Below are 16,282 nucleotides of genomic sequence, written 5' to 3' on the forward strand. Positions count from 1 at the left end.
CACCTATAAGGCGCCATTCATATCAGAAGACTGAGCAGGGGTGCCATGGCTGGCCATTCACAGTTTAAAAACATCATGCATCGCAAGGGTCGTCAGGATTCCGTGCGGTCGAAAATGTTCTCCAAGCTGGCGCGCGAAATCACCGTCGCCGCCAAGGCCGGACTGCCCGACCCGACGATGAACGCCGCCCTGCGTCTCGCTATCCAGAACGCCAAGGCGCAGTCGATGCCGAAGGACAACATCGACCGTGCGATCAAGAAGGCATCGGGTAGCGAAGGCGAAAACTACGAGCAGATCCGCTATGAAGGTTACGGCCCCGGCGGCACTGCCGTGATCGTCGAAGCGCTGACCGACAACCGCAACCGCACCGCCTCGAACGTCCGCTCGACCTTCACCAAGGCCGGCGGTACGCTTGGCGAAACAGGCTCGGTCTCCTTCTCCTTCGACCACGTTGGCGAAATCACCTACAAGCTCGCGGTCGGCGATGCAGACAAGGTGATGGAAGCGGCAATCGAGGCGGGTGCCGACGACGTGACTACCGATGAAGAAGGCCACACCATCATCTGCGGCTTCGAAGCGCTGAACGAAGTCTCCAAGGCGCTGGAAGCAACGCTGGGCGAGGCGGAAACCGTCAAGATCGTCTGGAAGGCGCAGAACACAGTGCCGGTCGACGAGGAAAAGGCAGTGTCGGTGATGAAGCTTATCGACAGCCTGGAGGACGACGATGACGTCCAGTCCGTCTATTCTAACTTCGAGGTTTCCGACGAGGTCATGGCCAAGCTGTCGGCCTGACGTTTTAGCGGGCTACCGAGTTGATACACCCACCACCCGCTTCTGCGGAAGGTGGGTGTTTGTGTTTTGAGGCCAGGTCCGTTGTGGCAAGCTGGAGAAGTGGCCAAACCGTCGTCCATGCCCGAAGCCTCAGCGGCGACGGTGCAGGAAGTGGATCTCGGCGGTCTTGCGTCGCACCGGATCTGTCAGCGTGAAATTGCCGAGCCTGTTGTCCATCTCGCCCGCCTCTGAGGCGAGGCGATGGATTGCGGCGGTCGTCTCTTCCACCATGGCGGCGTTCTGCTGCGTCATGGCGTCGAGATCGGTGACGGCAAGGTTGATCTGCCGAAGTGTCTCGGCTTCCTCGTGTGTCGAGCGCATGATTTCGCGGATCTGAACGTTGATGTTCTCGACATGGGTGCTGATGCCGTCGAGTGCGACGCCGGCGCGTTCGACCAGCGCTACGCCGTTTTCGACCTCCCCGGTCGATTTCGCCAGCAGTCCAGCAATCTCCTTGGCGGCGCTGGACGAGCGCTGTGCCAGTTCCCGCACTTCGTGCGCGACAACTGCAAAGCCTTTGCCAGCTTCGCCCGCACGGGCCGCTTCGACGCCGGCATTGAGCGCCAGAAGATTAGTCTGGAAGGCAATGCCATCGATGACGCTGATGATCTGGTTCATCTGTCGCGACGAGCCCTGGATGGCTTCCATGGCGGCGATCGTCTCGCGCATGATGCGACCCGAGCCTTGCGTTTCGGCCTGTGCGTCGCGTGCTATGCGCTCGGCTTGCTCCGCGCGGGTGATCTGCAGACGGACGGCATCGGTGATGGCGCCGACCGCTCTTGCCGTCTCGGTGATCGAGGCCGCTTGGCGTTCTGTGCGGCCCGCAAGTTCGGTGGCACCGCCGCGCATCTCCTCAGAGCCGGAATGGACGGCCATGGAGTTGCCGCCGATCGCCGTCATGGTGTCGCTGAGCGTTGCCAGGGCCTTGTTGAAATTGACCCGAAGGCCTTCGAGTTCGGCGGGGAAGGCGGTATCGAAGCGGTAGGCGAGATCGCCGGCGGCCAGGTGGTGCAGACCCTCGTCCAGGTTTTCGACGACATCCTGCAGCACGCGGGCTTCCGCCTCGCGCTCCGTGAGCCTTGCCTGGCGCTCGGCTTCCGCGTTTTTATGAGCCTCGGCGCTGGCCGCCTCCAGCAGGCGCTGGTCAATGAGCGACTGGCGGAAGCGTGCAAGGGCCTTCGCCATCGTGCCGATCTCGTCATTGCGATCCTGACTGCCGATCTCGCTGTCCAGCTTGCCATCCGCGACATCGCGGGTAACAGCGGCCAGACGGGCAAGCGGCGCAAAGAGAAGCTTCATCACAAGGCCGGTTGCCAGCGCCACGAGGATGAGTACGCCGAAGCCGATGAGTGTCAGCAACTTGGCAATCGCGATCGAGCCGGCATTCAGTTCGCTCTTGAGCAGGCTCTCGACGATCAGGAAATGCTTGCCGCCGAATACGATCGGGCGGGCATAGGCGCGTGCCTCACCATCGGGACGTGTGAGATCGGCGACGCTGATATCGTTGCCGGCCAATGCTTCAGCCGCAAAACTATAGGCGGCGCCATCGACAGCTACGAGGTGTGCGGCTTCGTCGACGCCGATAACCGAACCGTCTTCCGAAACTACGACCGACCTCGCCGTGCTCGTGGCCGGGTTGCCCTTGGACAGGATGGAGGCGAGGATATCGTCGCGCACCTGGAAAATCATCACGCCCTTGGGTGCGCCAAGCTTGAGGATGGGGACGGCAAAGTAGACGGCGCCCTTCTGGGTCGCGGGGTCTACACGCAGGCCGGAAAAGGCGCTCGGGGCGGTGTCGTTGGTTGCCTTGGCGACGTTTGCGACAGCATCTGCGTAGGTTTTCCCGAGGCTCGATGCGACCCAGGCCGGGCTCTTGAGATTTTCTGCGAAGGCGGGACCCTTCTTGTAGGAATAGATCACCGCGCCATCCATGTCGGCAATCAGCAGGTCGCTGAAAGGCGAGCCCTGGAGGTCACGGCCAATTTCTGCCTGGGCGGTCTCGTGGCTGGAGTAATAGAACCCGCTGGGACCACCGGGCTTCAGAAGCTTTTCACGCTGGTCCGCCGGATTGGGGTTCTGGCTGACGAATACTTTCTGCAATTCCGCGCGGGCGTCGCCGGAGGTCTTCTCGATGGTTTTCCAGCCGCTTCTAAGGCTGGTGATCGTCATCTGTACCGCCTCGATGCGGGCGATCGAATCCGCCTGCGTGCCGATCTGCTGCAACTGGTCCTGCAGCATGTCGCCGCGGAAAACCAGCACGCTCTTCTTTGCCTCGAGCGCCTGATCGTCCGAAAGCCTGTTGCTGGCGATGTAGGCGAGGCCGTCGAGAACGGCGACGGAGAGGAGCGTCAGCAGCAGGAAGGTGGCGATCACCTTGAAGGACAGCGACTGGAACCGGCGAGACATGGCGTAACCTCTAGACTCTCGTCTCGTCCATAGCGCGAAACGATGTGCAGCGAAAAAGTTGTTAAACTGGGGTGCGGCCGCTGCCGAACCACCTGCGTAGGCAATATCGGGGAAGAGTCGGCAAAATGGCTTAATCGCACGTAAAGACGCGTGATGAATTATCGTGATGTTTTTGCTTTGTTCACATTTTTCTGGCACATGGTTGCCATGAACGGTAGGTTGACGACCATGCAGAACACGATTCGTATCATCGGCATAGATCCAGGCCTGCGCCGCATGGGCTGGGGCATCATCGACGTGCTCGGAAACTCCCTGCGGTTCGTCGCCTCGGGCACCGTGCTTTCGGATGGCGACATGGATCTGGCGTCGAGGCTCTGCCAGCTGCACGACGGGCTGTCAGATGTGGTGCACACCCATCAGCCCCATGAGGCGGCGGTGGAGCAGACTTTCGTCAACAAGGATGCTGTCGCAACGCTCAAGCTCGGCCAGGCACGCGGCATCGCCATGCTGGTGCCGGCAAGGGCGGGGCTCGCGGTCGCCGAATATGCTCCGAACGCGGTCAAGAAAGCGGTCATCGGCGTCGGCCACGGCGAAAAGCAGCAGATCCACATGATGCTGAAGATCCTGATGCCGAAGGCGGAGTTCAAGGGCAACGATGCCGCCGATGCGCTGGCGATCGCCATATGTCATGCCCATAATCGTGGTGGCAACCGCATGCGACAGGCCTTGCTGGCCGCCGGATAGCGTTTTGATACGTCACCACTACCAGAACCTGACGGATATCCCATGATCGGCAAACTCAAAGGCACCATCGAGGAAATCGGCGAGGACTATGCGCTCGTCGATGTCCACGGCGTTTGCTATGTCGCCTATTGCTCCAGCCGGACGCTGGCAAGATTAGGCGGCGTCGGCGAGGCCTGCGTGCTGTTCATCGAAACCTATGTGCGCGAGGACCAGCTGAAGCTGTTCGGCTTCCTCACCGTGCTGGAGCGGGAGTGGTTCATTCTGCTGCAGAGCGTCCAGGGCGTCGGGGCGAAGGTGGCGCTGGCGGTGCTGTCGACGCTGACGACCTCGGAGCTTGCCAACGCCATTGCCCTGCAGGACAAGACCGTCATTTCCCGAGCACCCGGTGTCGGCCCCAAGGTTGCGATGCGCATGGTACTGGAATTGAAGAACAAGGCTCCGGCGTTTGCAGGCGAAGCGCTGAACATGGGCCTCAAGCAGGAGATCGGCGAGGGCGTTGCCGCAGCGCCGGTGTCGGATGCCGTGTCGGCCCTTACCAATCTCGGTTACTCGCGTGACCAAGCCGCCAACGCCGTTGCCGCCGCCATGAAGACGGCGGGCGAGGGTGCCGACAGCGCCAAGCTCATCAGGCTGGGGCTGAGGGAACTGTCGAAGTGAGAATTCCTTGCCGCTCCCAAAACTCCTTGCTATCGCTGGAAAGTAAGGAGATGCTGCCAATGAAGATTTACTATGGAACGATAACATCAAAGGGGCAAACTACCGTGCCATCAGAAGTTCGTGACATACTGAGTTTGAAGCCCGGGGACAAAATTCGCTATGTCCACCAGGATGGCAAAATCTTTATCAAGGCTAAAAACAAACGTGCTGTCGATCTTCTGGGCAAGTTCTACGACCCGGATCGGCTTCCGATCCCCGTGGACGAAATGAAACGTGCCGTTGGCGAGGCTATTTTCGACCATATTGTTGGAACGCAATGATCGGTCTGGATACAAACATCTTGCTGCGCGTCTTCTTGAAAGACGATGTGGCGCAAAGCGCTAAGGTCGCTGAACTGTTTGCGCGTCTCGGTGAAATAGGTCCCGGGTATATAAGCTGTATCACGCTCATGGAATTCGCTTGGTTTTTGCGACAGCGTATCAAGCTCACGAGAGAGCAGATCGCTGACGGAATTGCGGATCTGCTGGATTCGGAAGACATAATTCTGGAAGACGAAGAAGCTGTCGAAGCGGTTCTTGACGTAATGAGCCGCTCGCAGGCTGAATTTGCAGACGCGTTCATTGCCGTCCGCAATCGCAATGCCGGGTGTAGCGCAACCTTCACATTCGACGAGCGCGCCGCCAAGACGATCGAGGGAATGGAACTGCTCGCATGACCGAACCCGCCCGCCTGATCACGCCCGAGAAGCGTGGCGAAGACTTGGATACGACACTGCGGCCGCAGTCGCTCGACGAGTTCACCGGCCAGGCCGATGCCCGCGCCAACCTCAAAGTGTTCATCGAGGCGGCGAAGAACCGGGGCGAGGCGCTGGATCACGTGCTCTTTGTCGGTCCGCCCGGTCTCGGCAAGACGACTCTGGCGCAGATCATGGCCAAGGAACTGGGCGTCAATTTCCGCTCGACCTCAGGACCGGTGATCGCCAAGGCCGGCGACCTGGCAGCACTTCTGACCAATCTCGAGGACCGCGATGTCCTGTTCATCGACGAAATCCACCGGCTGAGCCCGGCGGTCGAGGAAATTCTCTACCCGGCGATGGAGGATTTCCAGCTGGATCTGATCATCGGCGAGGGGCCTGCGGCGCGCTCCGTGAAAATCGACCTGGCGAAATTCACGCTGGTCGCCGCCACGACCCGGCTCGGTCTGCTGACGACACCGTTGCGCGACCGGTTCGGCATCCCCGTGCGGCTGAACTTCTACACGGTTGAGGAACTGGAACTTATTGTCCGGCGTGGTGCAAGGCTGATGGGGCTGCCGATTGCCGATGACGGGGCGCGGGAGATTGCCCGCCGTGCGCGTGGGACGCCGCGGATCGCCGGCCGGCTTTTGCGCCGGGTTCGCGACTTCGCCGAGGTGGCGCGGGCGGAATCCGTTACGCGGCAGATTGCCGACGAGGCGCTGACTCGGCTGCTGGTCGACAATCTCGGGCTCGATCAGCTCGACAAGCGCTATCTCAACATGATCGCCGTTAACTTCGGTGGCGGACCGGTGGGTATCGAGACCATCGCTGCCGGCTTGTCCGAGCCGCGCGATGCGATCGAGGATATCATTGAGCCCTACATGATCCAGCAGGGTTTCATCCAGCGCACGCCCCGTGGCCGCGTGCTGACACCGACCGCCTGGCGGCATCTGGATCTGCAGCCGCCGAAAGACCTGGAAGCGGCGCAGTTCCGGCTGTTCCAGGAAGAGGAGTGAGCGCCCGTTCAGGGAACAACGAGCCCGGCATCTGCATTTGGGAGGCTTCGAGAGGAGCATCGCAATGCACAAATTTCGCGTGGGGTCCAAGGTCGAGTGGAAGTGGGGCAAGGGAACGGGCACCGGCAAGGTGACGGAGAGTTTCACCGACGATGTGGAGAAAACTATCGAGGGGTCGGTGATCAAGCGCAAGGCCAGCGCCGAAGAGCCAGCTTATCTCATCGAACAGGAAGACGGCGGGCGTGTCCTGAAAAGCCACTCCGAAATCAAGGCTGCCTCCTGAGATCGGACGGCTACAAGCCTGCGCCGCTGACGAAACGACTATCCCCGCTTGGACACCGTGGCCGGAACTGCCTCGGTGGCATGCGGCAGTCCCTGCGCCAGCGAGGCAACCGTCTTTTCCAGCAGGGCCCTGCCGCCGCCGCGCCATCCGAGTGCTGCGATCTTGGATGTGTCCATCTTGCTGATGATGTTGCCGGGTGCGCGGGCTGGCAAAGGGTGAGGGCTGCCGGTGACGCGCTGGAGAATGGCGAGGATCTCGTGGGTTTCCGTCAGGACGTCGGAGACATTGAAGACTTCATTGGCAATGCGGGCGGTGTCGGTTTCGAGCATGAGACGGACAGCCTGTCCGACGTCGCGTCCGTGAACCTCGGTGCCGGCGCGCGATGGGACGGGCTTGCCGGCAAGGTAATTGCCGAAGATGTCGGTCCATTTGTTCGGTCGGAGATCGCCGTAGACGCCGGTCAGACGAAGGCTTGCGGCGCCAAAGCCGGGGGCGTTGATCGCGGAGAGCGCGCGCTCGGCGTCCAGCTTGACGCGGCCATAGAGCGTATTCGGGTTGGCCTCCGAGGTTTCAAAAAGCACCTCGCTGGAGGAGCGATCGCCATAGACGGCGCGCGTCGACAGGAAGACACAGCGGCGGATGCCGGCGCGCTGGGCGGTCTCGAACAGTTTGACGCTTCCATCGAGATTGAGCCTCTGGAAGGCTGCGGGGTCGTCGCCTTCACCACCACGATAACGGTCAGCGACATGATGGAAGCCGGCGTGGACGAAGAAATAGGCGTCGTCGAAGGCGTGACCCTGGTCTGCGTTCGGATCGAGCCGCAGCGGAACGAAGCTGACGGGCTTTGAAAATAGGCCGGGCTCCGGCTGATGCCGGCCGCCGACAGCGACCGAATAGCCATGGGAAAGAAGATCCTCGACGATATAGCGACCGACGAGGCCCGTCCCACCCGATACCAAAACTTTCATGTCGTCACTTTCGGGTTTGCCAGCGCAGCAATGTCCGGAATGTCCAGATCCTGATGGAATCGCTGCCAGAGATCGATCAGCGGTGCCAGTCTGTCAGCCTTGGGATGATTCGTCTCCCATGGCTTTTCATATTGGTAGTGCAGGATCGAAATACTCTTCCAGTCCCAAAGCAAGGGCATGGTAAACCACACATATTGCAGCATGTTCATATAAACGGGCAGGCCGTGCCAATCCGGGAAAAAGGTCTCCAGGAAGGTCTGGTCGGTGCGCTTCCAGAAGACCTCCGGCTGGTCGAGACTATCGATCATCGCATCGAAGGTTTGCAGCGACGGCCTGGCAACGAAGACGCCCGAATTCAGCCTTTGAAAATCTGCCAGGCCCTCATAGACATTCGGCGCAGCCGAGAATTCCGGGTAATCGAACAGCTTGTCGATCGGCTTCAGCACCAGGGCGTCGGCATCGATGAAGACGCAAGCTTCGTATTCCATCAGCTGCCAAAGCCGCAGCTTGCAGAAATTGTCGAGCGGTGAGTGGAAGGACGGCTTGCGACCCTTGGTAAAGGGAGCGGCCGAATGCAGGGCGGTGCGGCCATGGCGTGCGTTGAAGTCATCGGAGAGCGGCAGATGGTCCACGGGCATCAGCCGGCATCCGAGCGACGCCAGCGGCGAGAGATCGTCGACGGTTGCTCCGGCGGTGTGCAGCACGACGATGTCGGCTTTCGTGCCGGTTCGCCTTATGGAGCGGACGAGTGCCGCCGCGCCCAGGGCGTAATCGGCATTGGTAACGAGCGTGACGTAGGCTCTCGTCGTCCGGGGGGAGGCGCTCACGAAACCGACTTCAGCCGCTTGCCTTCCGGATCGTGGTTGAGCTTGGCGGCAAGGTCTTTTGTCCAGGCGGACACGGCGGGCACACGCGCGCGGTCGACGCGGTAGGCGTATTTGCGGGCAACATCGACGATCTCGCCAAGCAGGCCGGTCTTCAGCGTCGTCGGCTCGAGGCCGAGACTGAGGAATTTCTCGTTTCTGACGACGAGGTCGTTCTCAGGCGCTTCCTTGCGCGGATTGGGCAGCCAGGCGATCTCGGCCCCGGTCATGCCGGCAATCATCTCGGCGAGGTCGCGGACACGGTGCGTCTCGGTCATCTGGTTGAAGATCTCTACCTTGGAATTGCGCGACGGCGGGTTTTTCAAGGCGATCTCGATGCAGCGGACCGAATCCTGAATGTGGATGAAGGCGCGCGTCTGGCCTCCGGTGCCGTGCACCGTCAGGGGGTAGCCGATCGCCGCCTGGATGAGGAAGCGGTTGAGCACGGTGCCGTAGTCGCCGTCATAGTCGAAGCGGTTGATCAGCTGCTCGTGCCGCCGTGTCTGCTCCGTGTGGGTGCCCCAGACGATGCCCTGGTGGAGGTCGGTGATCCTCAGTCCGTCGTTCTTCGCGTAGAACTGGAACAGCAGCTGATCCAGGCACTTTGTCATGTGGTAGATGGAGCCCGGATTGGCCGGATAGAGAATTTCCTGGCTGACGGTGCGGCCGTCGACCGTCTCGATGCCGACCGGCAGGTAGCCTTCCGGAATAGCGGCGCCGACCGTTGAATAGCCGTAGACTCCCATCGTGCCCAAGTGCACGAGGTGGGTGTCGAGGTTCAGCTCCGTCAGCGCGTTCAGGAGATTGTGGGTGGCGCTGACATTGTTGTTGACGGTGTAGTTCTTGTGCCGGTCGCTCTTCATCGAGTAGGGGGCGGCACGCTGCTCGGCGAAATGCACGATGGCATCCGGGCGGTGCTCGGCGAGCCAGTTCTTCAGGAGCTCGTAGTCCTTGGCAAGGTCGATCAGGTTGAAGTGAATGCGGCGACCTGTCTCGGCATGCCAGATCCGGGTGCGTTCCTGGATGCTGTCCATCGGCGTCAGGGACTGCACGCCAAGCTCGGTATCGATCCAGCGGCGGGACAGGTTATCGAGGATGTGAACGTCGTGACCGGCATCGGACAGATGCAGCGATGTTGGCCATCCGATAAATCCATCGCCGCCCATGATCGCAATCTTCATCACATCGTCTCCTTGTTGGCCGGTCGCCGACCGCTTGTTTTCAAATAATTAGGCAGTATGACAATTGTTCAATACTTGCCTGCCAAACCGACTTCGGCCAAACAGGCTCTCCACAGGTTTTGGAGCTTTTGATGACGAATGGTCCCTTTTTGATTGCCGGGGAACTGATCGAAGGCAGCCACCGGCTGCTGCAGCGTGTCTATTACGAAGATACGGATTTTTCAGGGCTGGTCTATCACGCCCGCTACCTGCATTTCCTCGAACGCGGCCGCACAGATTATCTGCGCTGCCTCGGCGTGGAGCAGCGTGAGCTCATTACCGCCGATGAGGAAGGTCTGGTGTTCGTCGTCCATCGAATGGAGATCGACTTCAAGGGGCCGGCGCGCATGGACGATGTGCTCACCATTCAGACGGTGACCGAGAAGGCCGGCGGTGCCAAAATGGTGCTGACGCAGGAGATCCGCCGCGACGGCGCTCTGCTGATCGCTGCCAGGGTGATCATCGCCGTCATCAACGCCAGCGGCCGTCCCCGGCGGTTGCCGGAAGCGTTGGCGGCACAGCTGCTGCAGGCTTCAGGGTCGGTCGATGCATCAGATGCGGTTGCCTGAAACGCGGGGCAGGTGCCTGAAAACGCGTCTTGCTAAAACATGACTGGCATGAGAAGGAATTCCCGCGGTGCGCGGGAGGTTCTCGTTCGCTGCTGCCTACGCTTCGTGTTCCTCTACAACGTATATCCGCGTGCCAAGAAAAATTACCGATCGCGCGGACACTAACGATCTCTTAACCATAATAGTGTCTTAATATTATGGTCAGAGATTGTGCGGTGCACGCCTTCCTTTGACCAAATTTGACGGCAAGAAGGCAGATGTAGACTTGGAAGCCTGACGACGGCGTTCAGCGGCAGCTGCCAGACATTTCTTGTGCGATCATTTTTTTGCCGCCCGGTCCTGCACCGGGCGTTTGGATTCGGGGAATTTGGATCAAATGGAACAAGTTGGATTGGCTGCAGCGACAAGTGACGTGACGCTTCTGTCTCTCTTCATGGAGGCTGGCCTCGTCGTCAAGCTGGTGATGCTCGGACTGATAGCGGCATCCGTGTGGACCTGGGCAATCGTCATCGACAAATATCTGAGCTTCAGCCGGGCTCGCCGGCAGTTCGACCAGTTCGAGCAGGTTTTCTGGTCCGGCCAGTCGCTGGAAGAGCTTTACCGGACGCTTTCCGAGCGCACCAATACCGGGCTGGCGGCGATTTTCGTCTCGGCCATGCGCGAATGGAAAAAGTCTTTCGAGCGCGGCGCGCGCTCGCCGATCGGCCTGCAGATGCGTATCGACCGGGCCATGGACGTGACGCTGGCGCGGGAAACGGAACATCTCGGTGCCCGTCTCGGTTCGCTTGCGACCATCGGTTCGGCCGGCCCGTTCATCGGCCTGTTCGGCACGGTCGTCGGTATCATGACCTCGTTCCAGGCTATCGCCGGATCGAAGTCCACCAACCTTGCGGTCGTTGCTCCCGGTATCGCCGAAGCGCTGCTGGCGACAGCCATTGGCCTTGTCGCGGCTATTCCTGCGGTTATCGCCTACAACAAGTTCTCCGCAGATGCCGGCAAGCTGTCTGGCCGCATGGAAGGTTTTGCGGATGAGTTCTCCGCCATTCTTTCGCGCCAGATCGATGAGAAGCTGCAGCCCCGCGCGGCCGCGCAGTAAAGACGGAACCGGAGCAAGCTTATGGGAATGTCAGGTGGAGGCGGTGGCGGTGGCGGCGGTGGTCGTCGCGGCAGCCGTCGTGGCGGTCATGGCCGCAGTGGACCTATCTCGGAAATCAACGTGACGCCGCTGGTCGACGTGATGCTCGTGCTGTTGATCATCTTCATGGTCGCGGCACCGATGCTGACGGTCGGCGTGCCGATCGACCTGCCGGAAACGGCGGCCAAGGAAATGAATTCGGACACGCAGCCGATCACCGTTTCGGTCAATCCGGCCGGCGACATCTTCATGCAGGAGAGCCCGATCGCGCTCGATGACATCGTGCCGAAGCTGCAGGCCATCGCCAAGACCGGCTACAACGAGCGGATATATGTGCGCGGCGACAGTGCCGCCGGCTATGGCACCGTCATGAAGGTGATGGCGCGGATATCGTCTGCAGGCTTTAAGAACATCGGTCTGGTAACCCAGCAAGAAAAGACGAAGTAAACCCATTCAATGAAGGCCAGCATTGTCACATCGGCGGTTGTTCACGGCCTGGTCCTCGTCTGGGCGCTGGTGACTATTGGCGCTCCCAAATCCTTCGAGGTACAGCCTGACGAATCGACGCCGGTCGAGATCGTGACTGATGTGTCGATGACGCAGACCGGTGACAAGAAGGCTCCGCAGAAGGACAAGGCGGCGCCGAAGCCGACGACAAAGCAGACCGAAATTGCCAACGCGCAGAATGCCGGCGAGAACGACGTCGACCTGAAATCGGCGCCGAAGCCGGTTCCCAAACCTACCGAAAACCAGTCGACCGGTGCGCCGAAAAAAGTCGAGGCGCCGACGCCGAAGGTCGATCCGACCCCGAACGACGTGAAGTCCGTCGAAAAGGAAGAGACCGACGTCGCGCCGCCGCCGCCGACCCCGACGGAGGCTCCGAAGCCGCCGACGCCGACGCCGACACCGGTGCCAACCCCCACACCGCCCCCAATCCCGACTCCACCGCCGCCAACGCCCGTGCCGACGCAGGACAAGGCCGAACTGGCGCCCAGCGACCAGGCGACGCCCGACAACGTTCCCGTGCCGCAAATCAAGCCGCAGCCGCCGGCGCCGCCGAAGGTTGCCGAAAAGCCGGTTGAAAAGCCGCCGGAGAAGAAGCCGGAAACAAAGCCGGCCGAAAAGCCTGTGCAGACGGCGGACAAGTCGTCCGATACCGACAAGAAAAAGGACGACAAGAAGCGCGAGATGGCCAAGGCCGCGTCCTCCAAGGATAGCGACTTCGACGCCGACGAAATCTCAGCGTTGTTGAACAAGCAGCAGGCCACCGGCGGCGGCGCCAAGCGCCAGCAGCAGCAGGCAGCCCTCGGTACCGACAAGCCCGCGAACGGCGCAAAGCTGAGCCAGAGCGAGATCGATGCCCTGCGCAGCCAGATCCAGAACAACTGGAATGTTCCGGCAGGCATGTCGGGCGTCGAGGGCATGGTGATCCGGGTACACATGAAGCTCGACGAATCCGGCACCATCGTCGGAATGCCGGACGTGCAGGTGACGGGCGGCTCCGAGTCGGCTCAACAGGCCCTGTCAGGCAGTGCCACTCGGGCGGTGATGATGTCCTCGCCCTTCAAGAACCTACCGCGCGACAAATACGACGCCTGGAACGAAGTTATCGTCAATTTCGACCCCAGTGACCTGGGACTATAAATGCTGAAAGGCTGTGTACACATGAAAATGCGTTCTCTCGTTCGTCTGATGCTGGTGATGGGTGGCCTGATGGCGACCTACATCTCGCCGGCCTACGCCCTGGTGGAAATCAACATCAACAAGGGCAATGTTCAGCCCCTGCCGATTGCCATCACCGATTTCATCTCGAACGGCGACCTCGGAGCCCAGATCTCCGGCGTTATCGCCGCCGACCTGAAGCGTTCGGGGCTTTTCGCGCCGATCGACAAGGCCGCGTTCATCGAGAAGATCACCAATCCTGATGCAGCGCCGCAGTTCGCGTCCTGGAAGTCGATCAATGCCCAGGCGCTGGTCACCGGCCGCGTCACGCAGCAGCCCGACGGCCGCCTGCGCGCCGAGTTCCGCCTCTGGGACTCGTTTGCCGGCACGCAGATGACCGGCCAGCAGTTCTACACCCAGCCGGAGAACTGGCGCCGCGTTGCGCACATCATTGCCGATGCGATCTACGAGAAGATCACCGGCGAAAAGGGCTATTTCGACACGCGCGTCGTGTTCGTGTCCGAAAGCGGACCAAAGACTGCCCGCAAGAACCAACTGGCCATTATGGACCAGGACGGCTTCAACGCTCGCATGCTGACAGACGGCAGCGACCTCGTGCTGACACCGCGCTTCTCGCCGAACAAGCAGGAAGTGACCTACATGTCGTTTGCCAACCAGCAGCCGCGGGTCTACCTCCTCAACATTGCCACCGGTCAGCGCGAGGTTGTCGGTAATTTTCCGGGCATGACCTTTGCGCCGCGCTTCTCGCCGGATGGCCAGCGCGTTGTGCTGTCGCTGCAGCAGGAAGGCAATGCCAACATCTATACGATGGACCTGCGCTCGCGCACGACGACCCGGCTGACCTCGACGGCTGCCATCGACACGTCGCCGTCCTATTCGCCGGATGGCACCCAGATCGCCTTCGAAAGCGACCGCGGCGGCAAGCAGCAGATCTACGTGATGAATGCAGATGGCTCCAACCAGCACCGCATCTCCTTCGGCGACGGTGCCTATTCGACGCCGGTCTGGTCGCCACGCGGCGACCTGATTGCCTACACGAAGCAGTCGGGCGGAACTTTCGGTATCGGCGTCATGAAGCCGGATGGTTCGGGCGACCGCCTGCTGACGTCCGGCTTCCACAATGAAGGCCCGACATGGGCACCGAACGGCCGTGTCATCATGTTCTTCCGCGAGCCGGCCGGATCGAGCGGCCCGCAACTCTACTCGATCGACCTGACCGGCTATAACGAGCAGAAGATCAAGACCCCGTCCTTCGCCTCGGACCCGGCCTGGTCGCCGCTGATGGAATAGTTCGTAAATACGCCTGCAACTTCCCGCCGCAAAAAGTTCTGTGACTTCATGCGGCGGGACGCTATAAGAAAAAATTAACCATAACCGTTGAAACAGCATTAACCGCGTGCGGTTACAGTCTGGCAACCGTGATAATGTCATAAGGAGAGACCGGCCATGAGCCGTATTGACAATTCGGCCACAAGCCGCATGCAGAGCTTCGCCCGCAACCCGATGATGCTTGCCCTCTTCCTGGGCCTGTCCCTGGCGGGCTGCGCATCCAAGAAGAACCTGCCGAACAATGCAGGCGATCTTGGCCTCAACGGTGCCAATGGCGGCTCGGCAACCCCGGGTTCGGCTCAGGACTTCACCGTCAACGTCGGCGACCGCATCTTCTTCGACACCGATTCGACGTCGATCCGCGCCGATGCTGCCCAGACGCTCGATCGTCAGGCACAGTGGCTTGCCCGCTATCCGAACTACGCAATCACCGTCGAAGGCCATGCCGACGAACGCGGCACCCGCGAATACAACCTGGCTCTCGGTGCGCGCCGCGCCGCCTCGACGAAGGACTATCTGATTTCCAAGGGCGTGCCCGCACGTCGCATGAAGACGATTTCCTACGGCAAGGAACGTCCGGTCGCCGTTTGCGACGACATCTCGTGCTGGTCGCAGAACCGCCGCGCAGTTACCGTTCTCAACGGCGCCGGCTCCTGATATCTTCGATATCACTTGATTTTGAAGGCGGCCGAGAGGTCGCCTTCTTCGTTTTCAACGCGGGTTTGTATTTTCAACCACACTTTGGCCGAACTCCGTTGCTTTTTGACGGCAATTGTTAAAAATCCCCGGCTGGTGCCGTTGGGCACAAGAATCAAAAAGAGACGGGATCGAACCTATGAGAAAACTCGTCGTCGCAGGCATGGTTTGTCTGGTGGCCTTGTCCGGCACGGAACGTGAAGCTTATTCGATGAACCTGTTCGGCCTTCACCTCGGCGACCGCAATTCGTCCGACCAGGTTCCGCCGGCACCGCTCTCGCAGCAGCGCGAGCAGCCGCAGCAGCCGATCATGGTTCAGAGCGGCGACGCGGAAATCCGCCTCCAGCAGGCGGAAGACCAGATGCGGCAGCTGAATGGTCGCATTGAGGAAATGAGCTATCAGCTTCTGCAGATGCAGGAGACCATCCGCAAGGCGCAGGCCGACAACGAAATTCGCTTCCAGATGCTGGAAAAGAAGGGTGGCGCCACGGGTGCCGCACCGGCAGCGGGCGCGCCGATCAAGAAGAGCGAGGCAGACACGTCCGGCACAGGTCAATCCGACGATGTCGCCAAGGTGATCGAGACACCCCAGGGTGCCGATGCCAACCGCGCTGCGCAGGGCAGCACTCTCGCGCCACCGCCTGCACAGCTCGGCTCGATCCAGTTCGACCAGAACGGCCAGCCTGTCGGCGGCAACGTCAATACGAATGATGTAGGCTCCGGCCCCGCGCCAGCCGTCGGCGACAAGACTGCGTCGCTCGGCAACGAGGGCGACACCTACAAGGCTGCCTATGGCCATGTGCTGTCGGGAGATTATTCCATCGCCGAGAAGGAATTCCGCCAGTATCTCGGCACCTATCCGGAAAGCGCACGCTCGCCGGATGCCAATTTCTGGCTAGGCGAAGCCTTGTACTCGCAGGGTAAATACAACGATGCGGCGACGACTTTCGTCAATGCCTACAAGAAATACGGCACCTCCGAGAAAGCGCCGGAAATGTTGCTGAAGCTCGGCATGTCGCTCGCGGCCCTCGACAAGAAGGACACAGCCTGCGCGACGCTGCATGAAGTGACCAAGAAATATCCAAAGGCTTCCAAGCCCGTCGTGGCCAAGGTCGCCAGCGAAGAAAAACGTCTCGCCTGCTGAGC

18 protein-coding genes are annotated in these 16,282 nt (G+C 60.7%); 14 read left to right on the forward strand and 4 right to left on the reverse strand.

Annotated features, from left to right (window positions below; all coding sequences use genetic code 11):
* Positions 1-45: 45 nt before the first annotated feature.
* Positions 46-792 carry a YebC/PmpR family DNA-binding transcriptional regulator gene (locus tag J5278_RS05810; protein ID WP_209184566.1) on the forward strand — a complete coding sequence of 249 codons (747 nt, stop codon included), beginning with the start codon at positions 46-48 and terminating at the stop codon, positions 790-792.
* A 129-nt stretch (positions 793-921) separates the two neighbouring features.
* Here the strand turns inward: J5278_RS05810 and J5278_RS05815 are convergent, their stop codons facing one another.
* Positions 922-3,237, reverse strand: a complete 2,316-nt coding sequence (locus J5278_RS05815; protein ID WP_209184565.1) for a methyl-accepting chemotaxis protein — start codon at positions 3,235-3,237, stop codon at positions 922-924.
* A 228-nt stretch (positions 3,238-3,465) separates the two neighbouring features.
* Here J5278_RS05815 and ruvC point away from each other — a divergent pair, with 228 nt between their 5' ends.
* The 6 genes from ruvC (at position 3,466) to J5278_RS05845 (ending at position 6,673) form a co-directional block, all read left to right on the forward strand.
* Entirely contained in the window at positions 3,466-3,981 is a 516-nt protein-coding gene (gene ruvC / locus J5278_RS05820) for a crossover junction endodeoxyribonuclease RuvC (RefSeq protein ID WP_142830691.1), read from the forward strand.
* A gap of 42 nt (positions 3,982-4,023) precedes the next feature.
* Complete coding sequence (gene ruvA / locus J5278_RS05825; protein ID WP_142830692.1) at positions 4,024-4,638, forward strand: Holliday junction branch migration protein RuvA; 615 nt, start codon at positions 4,024-4,026, stop codon at positions 4,636-4,638.
* Positions 4,639-4,697: 59 nt separating this feature from the next.
* Positions 4,698-4,958 carry a type II toxin-antitoxin system PrlF family antitoxin gene (locus J5278_RS05830; protein WP_209184564.1) on the forward strand — a complete coding sequence of 87 codons (261 nt, stop codon included), beginning with the start codon at positions 4,698-4,700 and terminating at the stop codon, positions 4,956-4,958.
* The gene (locus J5278_RS05835) at positions 4,955-5,353 is read left to right on the forward strand and encodes a PIN domain-containing protein (protein ID WP_209184563.1); all 399 of its coding nucleotides are present in this window, start codon (positions 4,955-4,957) and stop codon (positions 5,351-5,353) included. The genes J5278_RS05830 and J5278_RS05835 overlap by 4 nt, the downstream gene beginning before the upstream one ends.
* A complete protein-coding gene (ruvB, locus tag J5278_RS05840; RefSeq protein WP_111222405.1) occupies positions 5,350-6,390 on the forward strand; it encodes a Holliday junction branch migration DNA helicase RuvB in 1,041 nt (346 codons plus the stop codon). The genes J5278_RS05835 and ruvB overlap by 4 nt, the downstream gene beginning before the upstream one ends.
* Before the next feature lie 64 nt (positions 6,391-6,454).
* Entirely contained in the window at positions 6,455-6,673 is a 219-nt protein-coding gene (locus tag J5278_RS05845) for a DUF2945 domain-containing protein (RefSeq protein ID WP_142830695.1), read from the forward strand.
* A gap of 38 nt (positions 6,674-6,711) precedes the next feature.
* On the opposite strand, the gene J5278_RS05850 is transcribed toward J5278_RS05845, so the two are convergent.
* From J5278_RS05850 to J5278_RS05860, 3 genes are read right to left on the reverse strand one after another with little or no spacing between them, the layout of a single operon-like run.
* Complete coding sequence (locus J5278_RS05850) at positions 6,712-7,641, reverse strand: NAD(P)-dependent oxidoreductase (RefSeq protein WP_209184562.1); 930 nt, start codon at positions 7,639-7,641, stop codon at positions 6,712-6,714.
* Complete coding sequence (locus tag J5278_RS05855) at positions 7,638-8,468, reverse strand: glycosyltransferase (protein ID WP_209184561.1); 831 nt, start codon at positions 8,466-8,468, stop codon at positions 7,638-7,640. Before J5278_RS05855 ends, J5278_RS05850 begins: the two co-directional genes overlap by 4 nt.
* Positions 8,465-9,685, reverse strand: a complete 1,221-nt coding sequence (locus J5278_RS05860; protein ID WP_209184560.1) for an NAD-dependent epimerase/dehydratase family protein — start codon at positions 9,683-9,685, stop codon at positions 8,465-8,467. The genes J5278_RS05855 and J5278_RS05860 overlap by 4 nt, the downstream gene beginning before the upstream one ends.
* Positions 9,686-9,816: 131 nt before the next feature.
* On the opposite strand from J5278_RS05860, the gene ybgC reads away from it, so the two are divergent.
* From ybgC to ybgF, 7 genes are all read left to right on the forward strand, one after another.
* Entirely contained in the window at positions 9,817-10,293 is a 477-nt protein-coding gene (gene ybgC, locus J5278_RS05865) for a tol-pal system-associated acyl-CoA thioesterase (protein ID WP_209184559.1), read from the forward strand.
* Positions 10,294-10,669: 376 nt separating this feature from the next.
* Positions 10,670-11,389 carry a protein TolQ gene (gene tolQ, locus J5278_RS05870; protein WP_209184558.1) on the forward strand — a complete coding sequence of 240 codons (720 nt, stop codon included), beginning with the start codon at positions 10,670-10,672 and terminating at the stop codon, positions 11,387-11,389.
* Between the two features lie 21 nt (positions 11,390-11,410).
* The gene (tolR, locus tag J5278_RS05875; protein WP_111222412.1) at positions 11,411-11,875 is read left to right on the forward strand and encodes a protein TolR; all 465 of its coding nucleotides are present in this window, start codon (positions 11,411-11,413) and stop codon (positions 11,873-11,875) included.
* Positions 11,876-11,884: 9 nt separating this feature from the next.
* The gene (locus J5278_RS05880; RefSeq protein ID WP_209184557.1) at positions 11,885-13,072 is read left to right on the forward strand and encodes a hypothetical protein; all 1,188 of its coding nucleotides are present in this window, start codon (positions 11,885-11,887) and stop codon (positions 13,070-13,072) included.
* Positions 13,073-13,093: 21 nt separating this feature from the next.
* Complete coding sequence (gene tolB, locus J5278_RS05885) at positions 13,094-14,401, forward strand: Tol-Pal system beta propeller repeat protein TolB (RefSeq protein ID WP_209184556.1); 1,308 nt, start codon at positions 13,094-13,096, stop codon at positions 14,399-14,401.
* Between the two features lie 156 nt (positions 14,402-14,557).
* On the forward strand, positions 14,558-15,097 hold the full coding sequence (pal, locus tag J5278_RS05890) for a peptidoglycan-associated lipoprotein Pal (protein ID WP_142830707.1): 540 nt from the start codon (positions 14,558-14,560) through the stop codon (positions 15,095-15,097).
* A 178-nt stretch (positions 15,098-15,275) separates the two neighbouring features.
* Positions 15,276-16,280, forward strand: coding sequence for a tol-pal system protein YbgF (gene ybgF / locus J5278_RS05895; RefSeq protein ID WP_209184555.1), 1,005 nt, complete (start codon positions 15,276-15,278; stop codon positions 16,278-16,280).
* The last annotated feature ends 2 nt before the right edge of the window (positions 16,281-16,282 follow it).

Origin of the sequence: Rhizobium sp. B21/90, from assembly GCF_019355815.1 — a bacterium.
Taxonomy (GTDB): domain Bacteria; phylum Pseudomonadota; class Alphaproteobacteria; order Rhizobiales; family Rhizobiaceae; genus Rhizobium; species Rhizobium rhododendri.

Coding starts and splice junctions, on each gene's coding strand:
- ruvB (WP_111222405.1), top strand. CDS start 5,350: ATGACCGAACCCGCCCGCCTGATCACGCCCGAGAAGCGTGGCGAAGAC.
- tolR (WP_111222412.1), top strand. CDS start 11,411: ATGGGAATGTCAGGTGGAGGCGGTGGCGGTGGCGGCGGTGGTCGTCGC.
- J5278_RS05850 (WP_209184562.1), bottom strand. CDS start 7,641: ATGAAAGTTTTGGTATCGGGTGGGACGGGCCTCGTCGGTCGCTATATC.
- J5278_RS05835 (WP_209184563.1), top strand. CDS start 4,955: ATGATCGGTCTGGATACAAACATCTTGCTGCGCGTCTTCTTGAAAGAC.
- J5278_RS05830 (WP_209184564.1), top strand. CDS start 4,698: ATGAAGATTTACTATGGAACGATAACATCAAAGGGGCAAACTACCGTG.
- J5278_RS05845 (WP_142830695.1), top strand. CDS start 6,455: ATGCACAAATTTCGCGTGGGGTCCAAGGTCGAGTGGAAGTGGGGCAAG.
- tolB (WP_209184556.1), top strand. CDS start 13,094: ATGAAAATGCGTTCTCTCGTTCGTCTGATGCTGGTGATGGGTGGCCTG.
- tolQ (WP_209184558.1), top strand. CDS start 10,670: ATGGAACAAGTTGGATTGGCTGCAGCGACAAGTGACGTGACGCTTCTG.
- ybgF (WP_209184555.1), top strand. CDS start 15,276: ATGAGAAAACTCGTCGTCGCAGGCATGGTTTGTCTGGTGGCCTTGTCC.
- J5278_RS05860 (WP_209184560.1), bottom strand. CDS start 9,685: ATGAAGATTGCGATCATGGGCGGCGATGGATTTATCGGATGGCCAACA.
- ruvC (WP_142830691.1), top strand. CDS start 3,466: ATGCAGAACACGATTCGTATCATCGGCATAGATCCAGGCCTGCGCCGC.
- pal (WP_142830707.1), top strand. CDS start 14,558: ATGAGCCGTATTGACAATTCGGCCACAAGCCGCATGCAGAGCTTCGCC.
- J5278_RS05810 (WP_209184566.1), top strand. CDS start 46: ATGGCTGGCCATTCACAGTTTAAAAACATCATGCATCGCAAGGGTCGT.
- J5278_RS05815 (WP_209184565.1), bottom strand. CDS start 3,237: ATGTCTCGCCGGTTCCAGTCGCTGTCCTTCAAGGTGATCGCCACCTTC.
- ybgC (WP_209184559.1), top strand. CDS start 9,817: ATGACGAATGGTCCCTTTTTGATTGCCGGGGAACTGATCGAAGGCAGC.
- J5278_RS05880 (WP_209184557.1), top strand. CDS start 11,885: ATGAAGGCCAGCATTGTCACATCGGCGGTTGTTCACGGCCTGGTCCTC.
- ruvA (WP_142830692.1), top strand. CDS start 4,024: ATGATCGGCAAACTCAAAGGCACCATCGAGGAAATCGGCGAGGACTAT.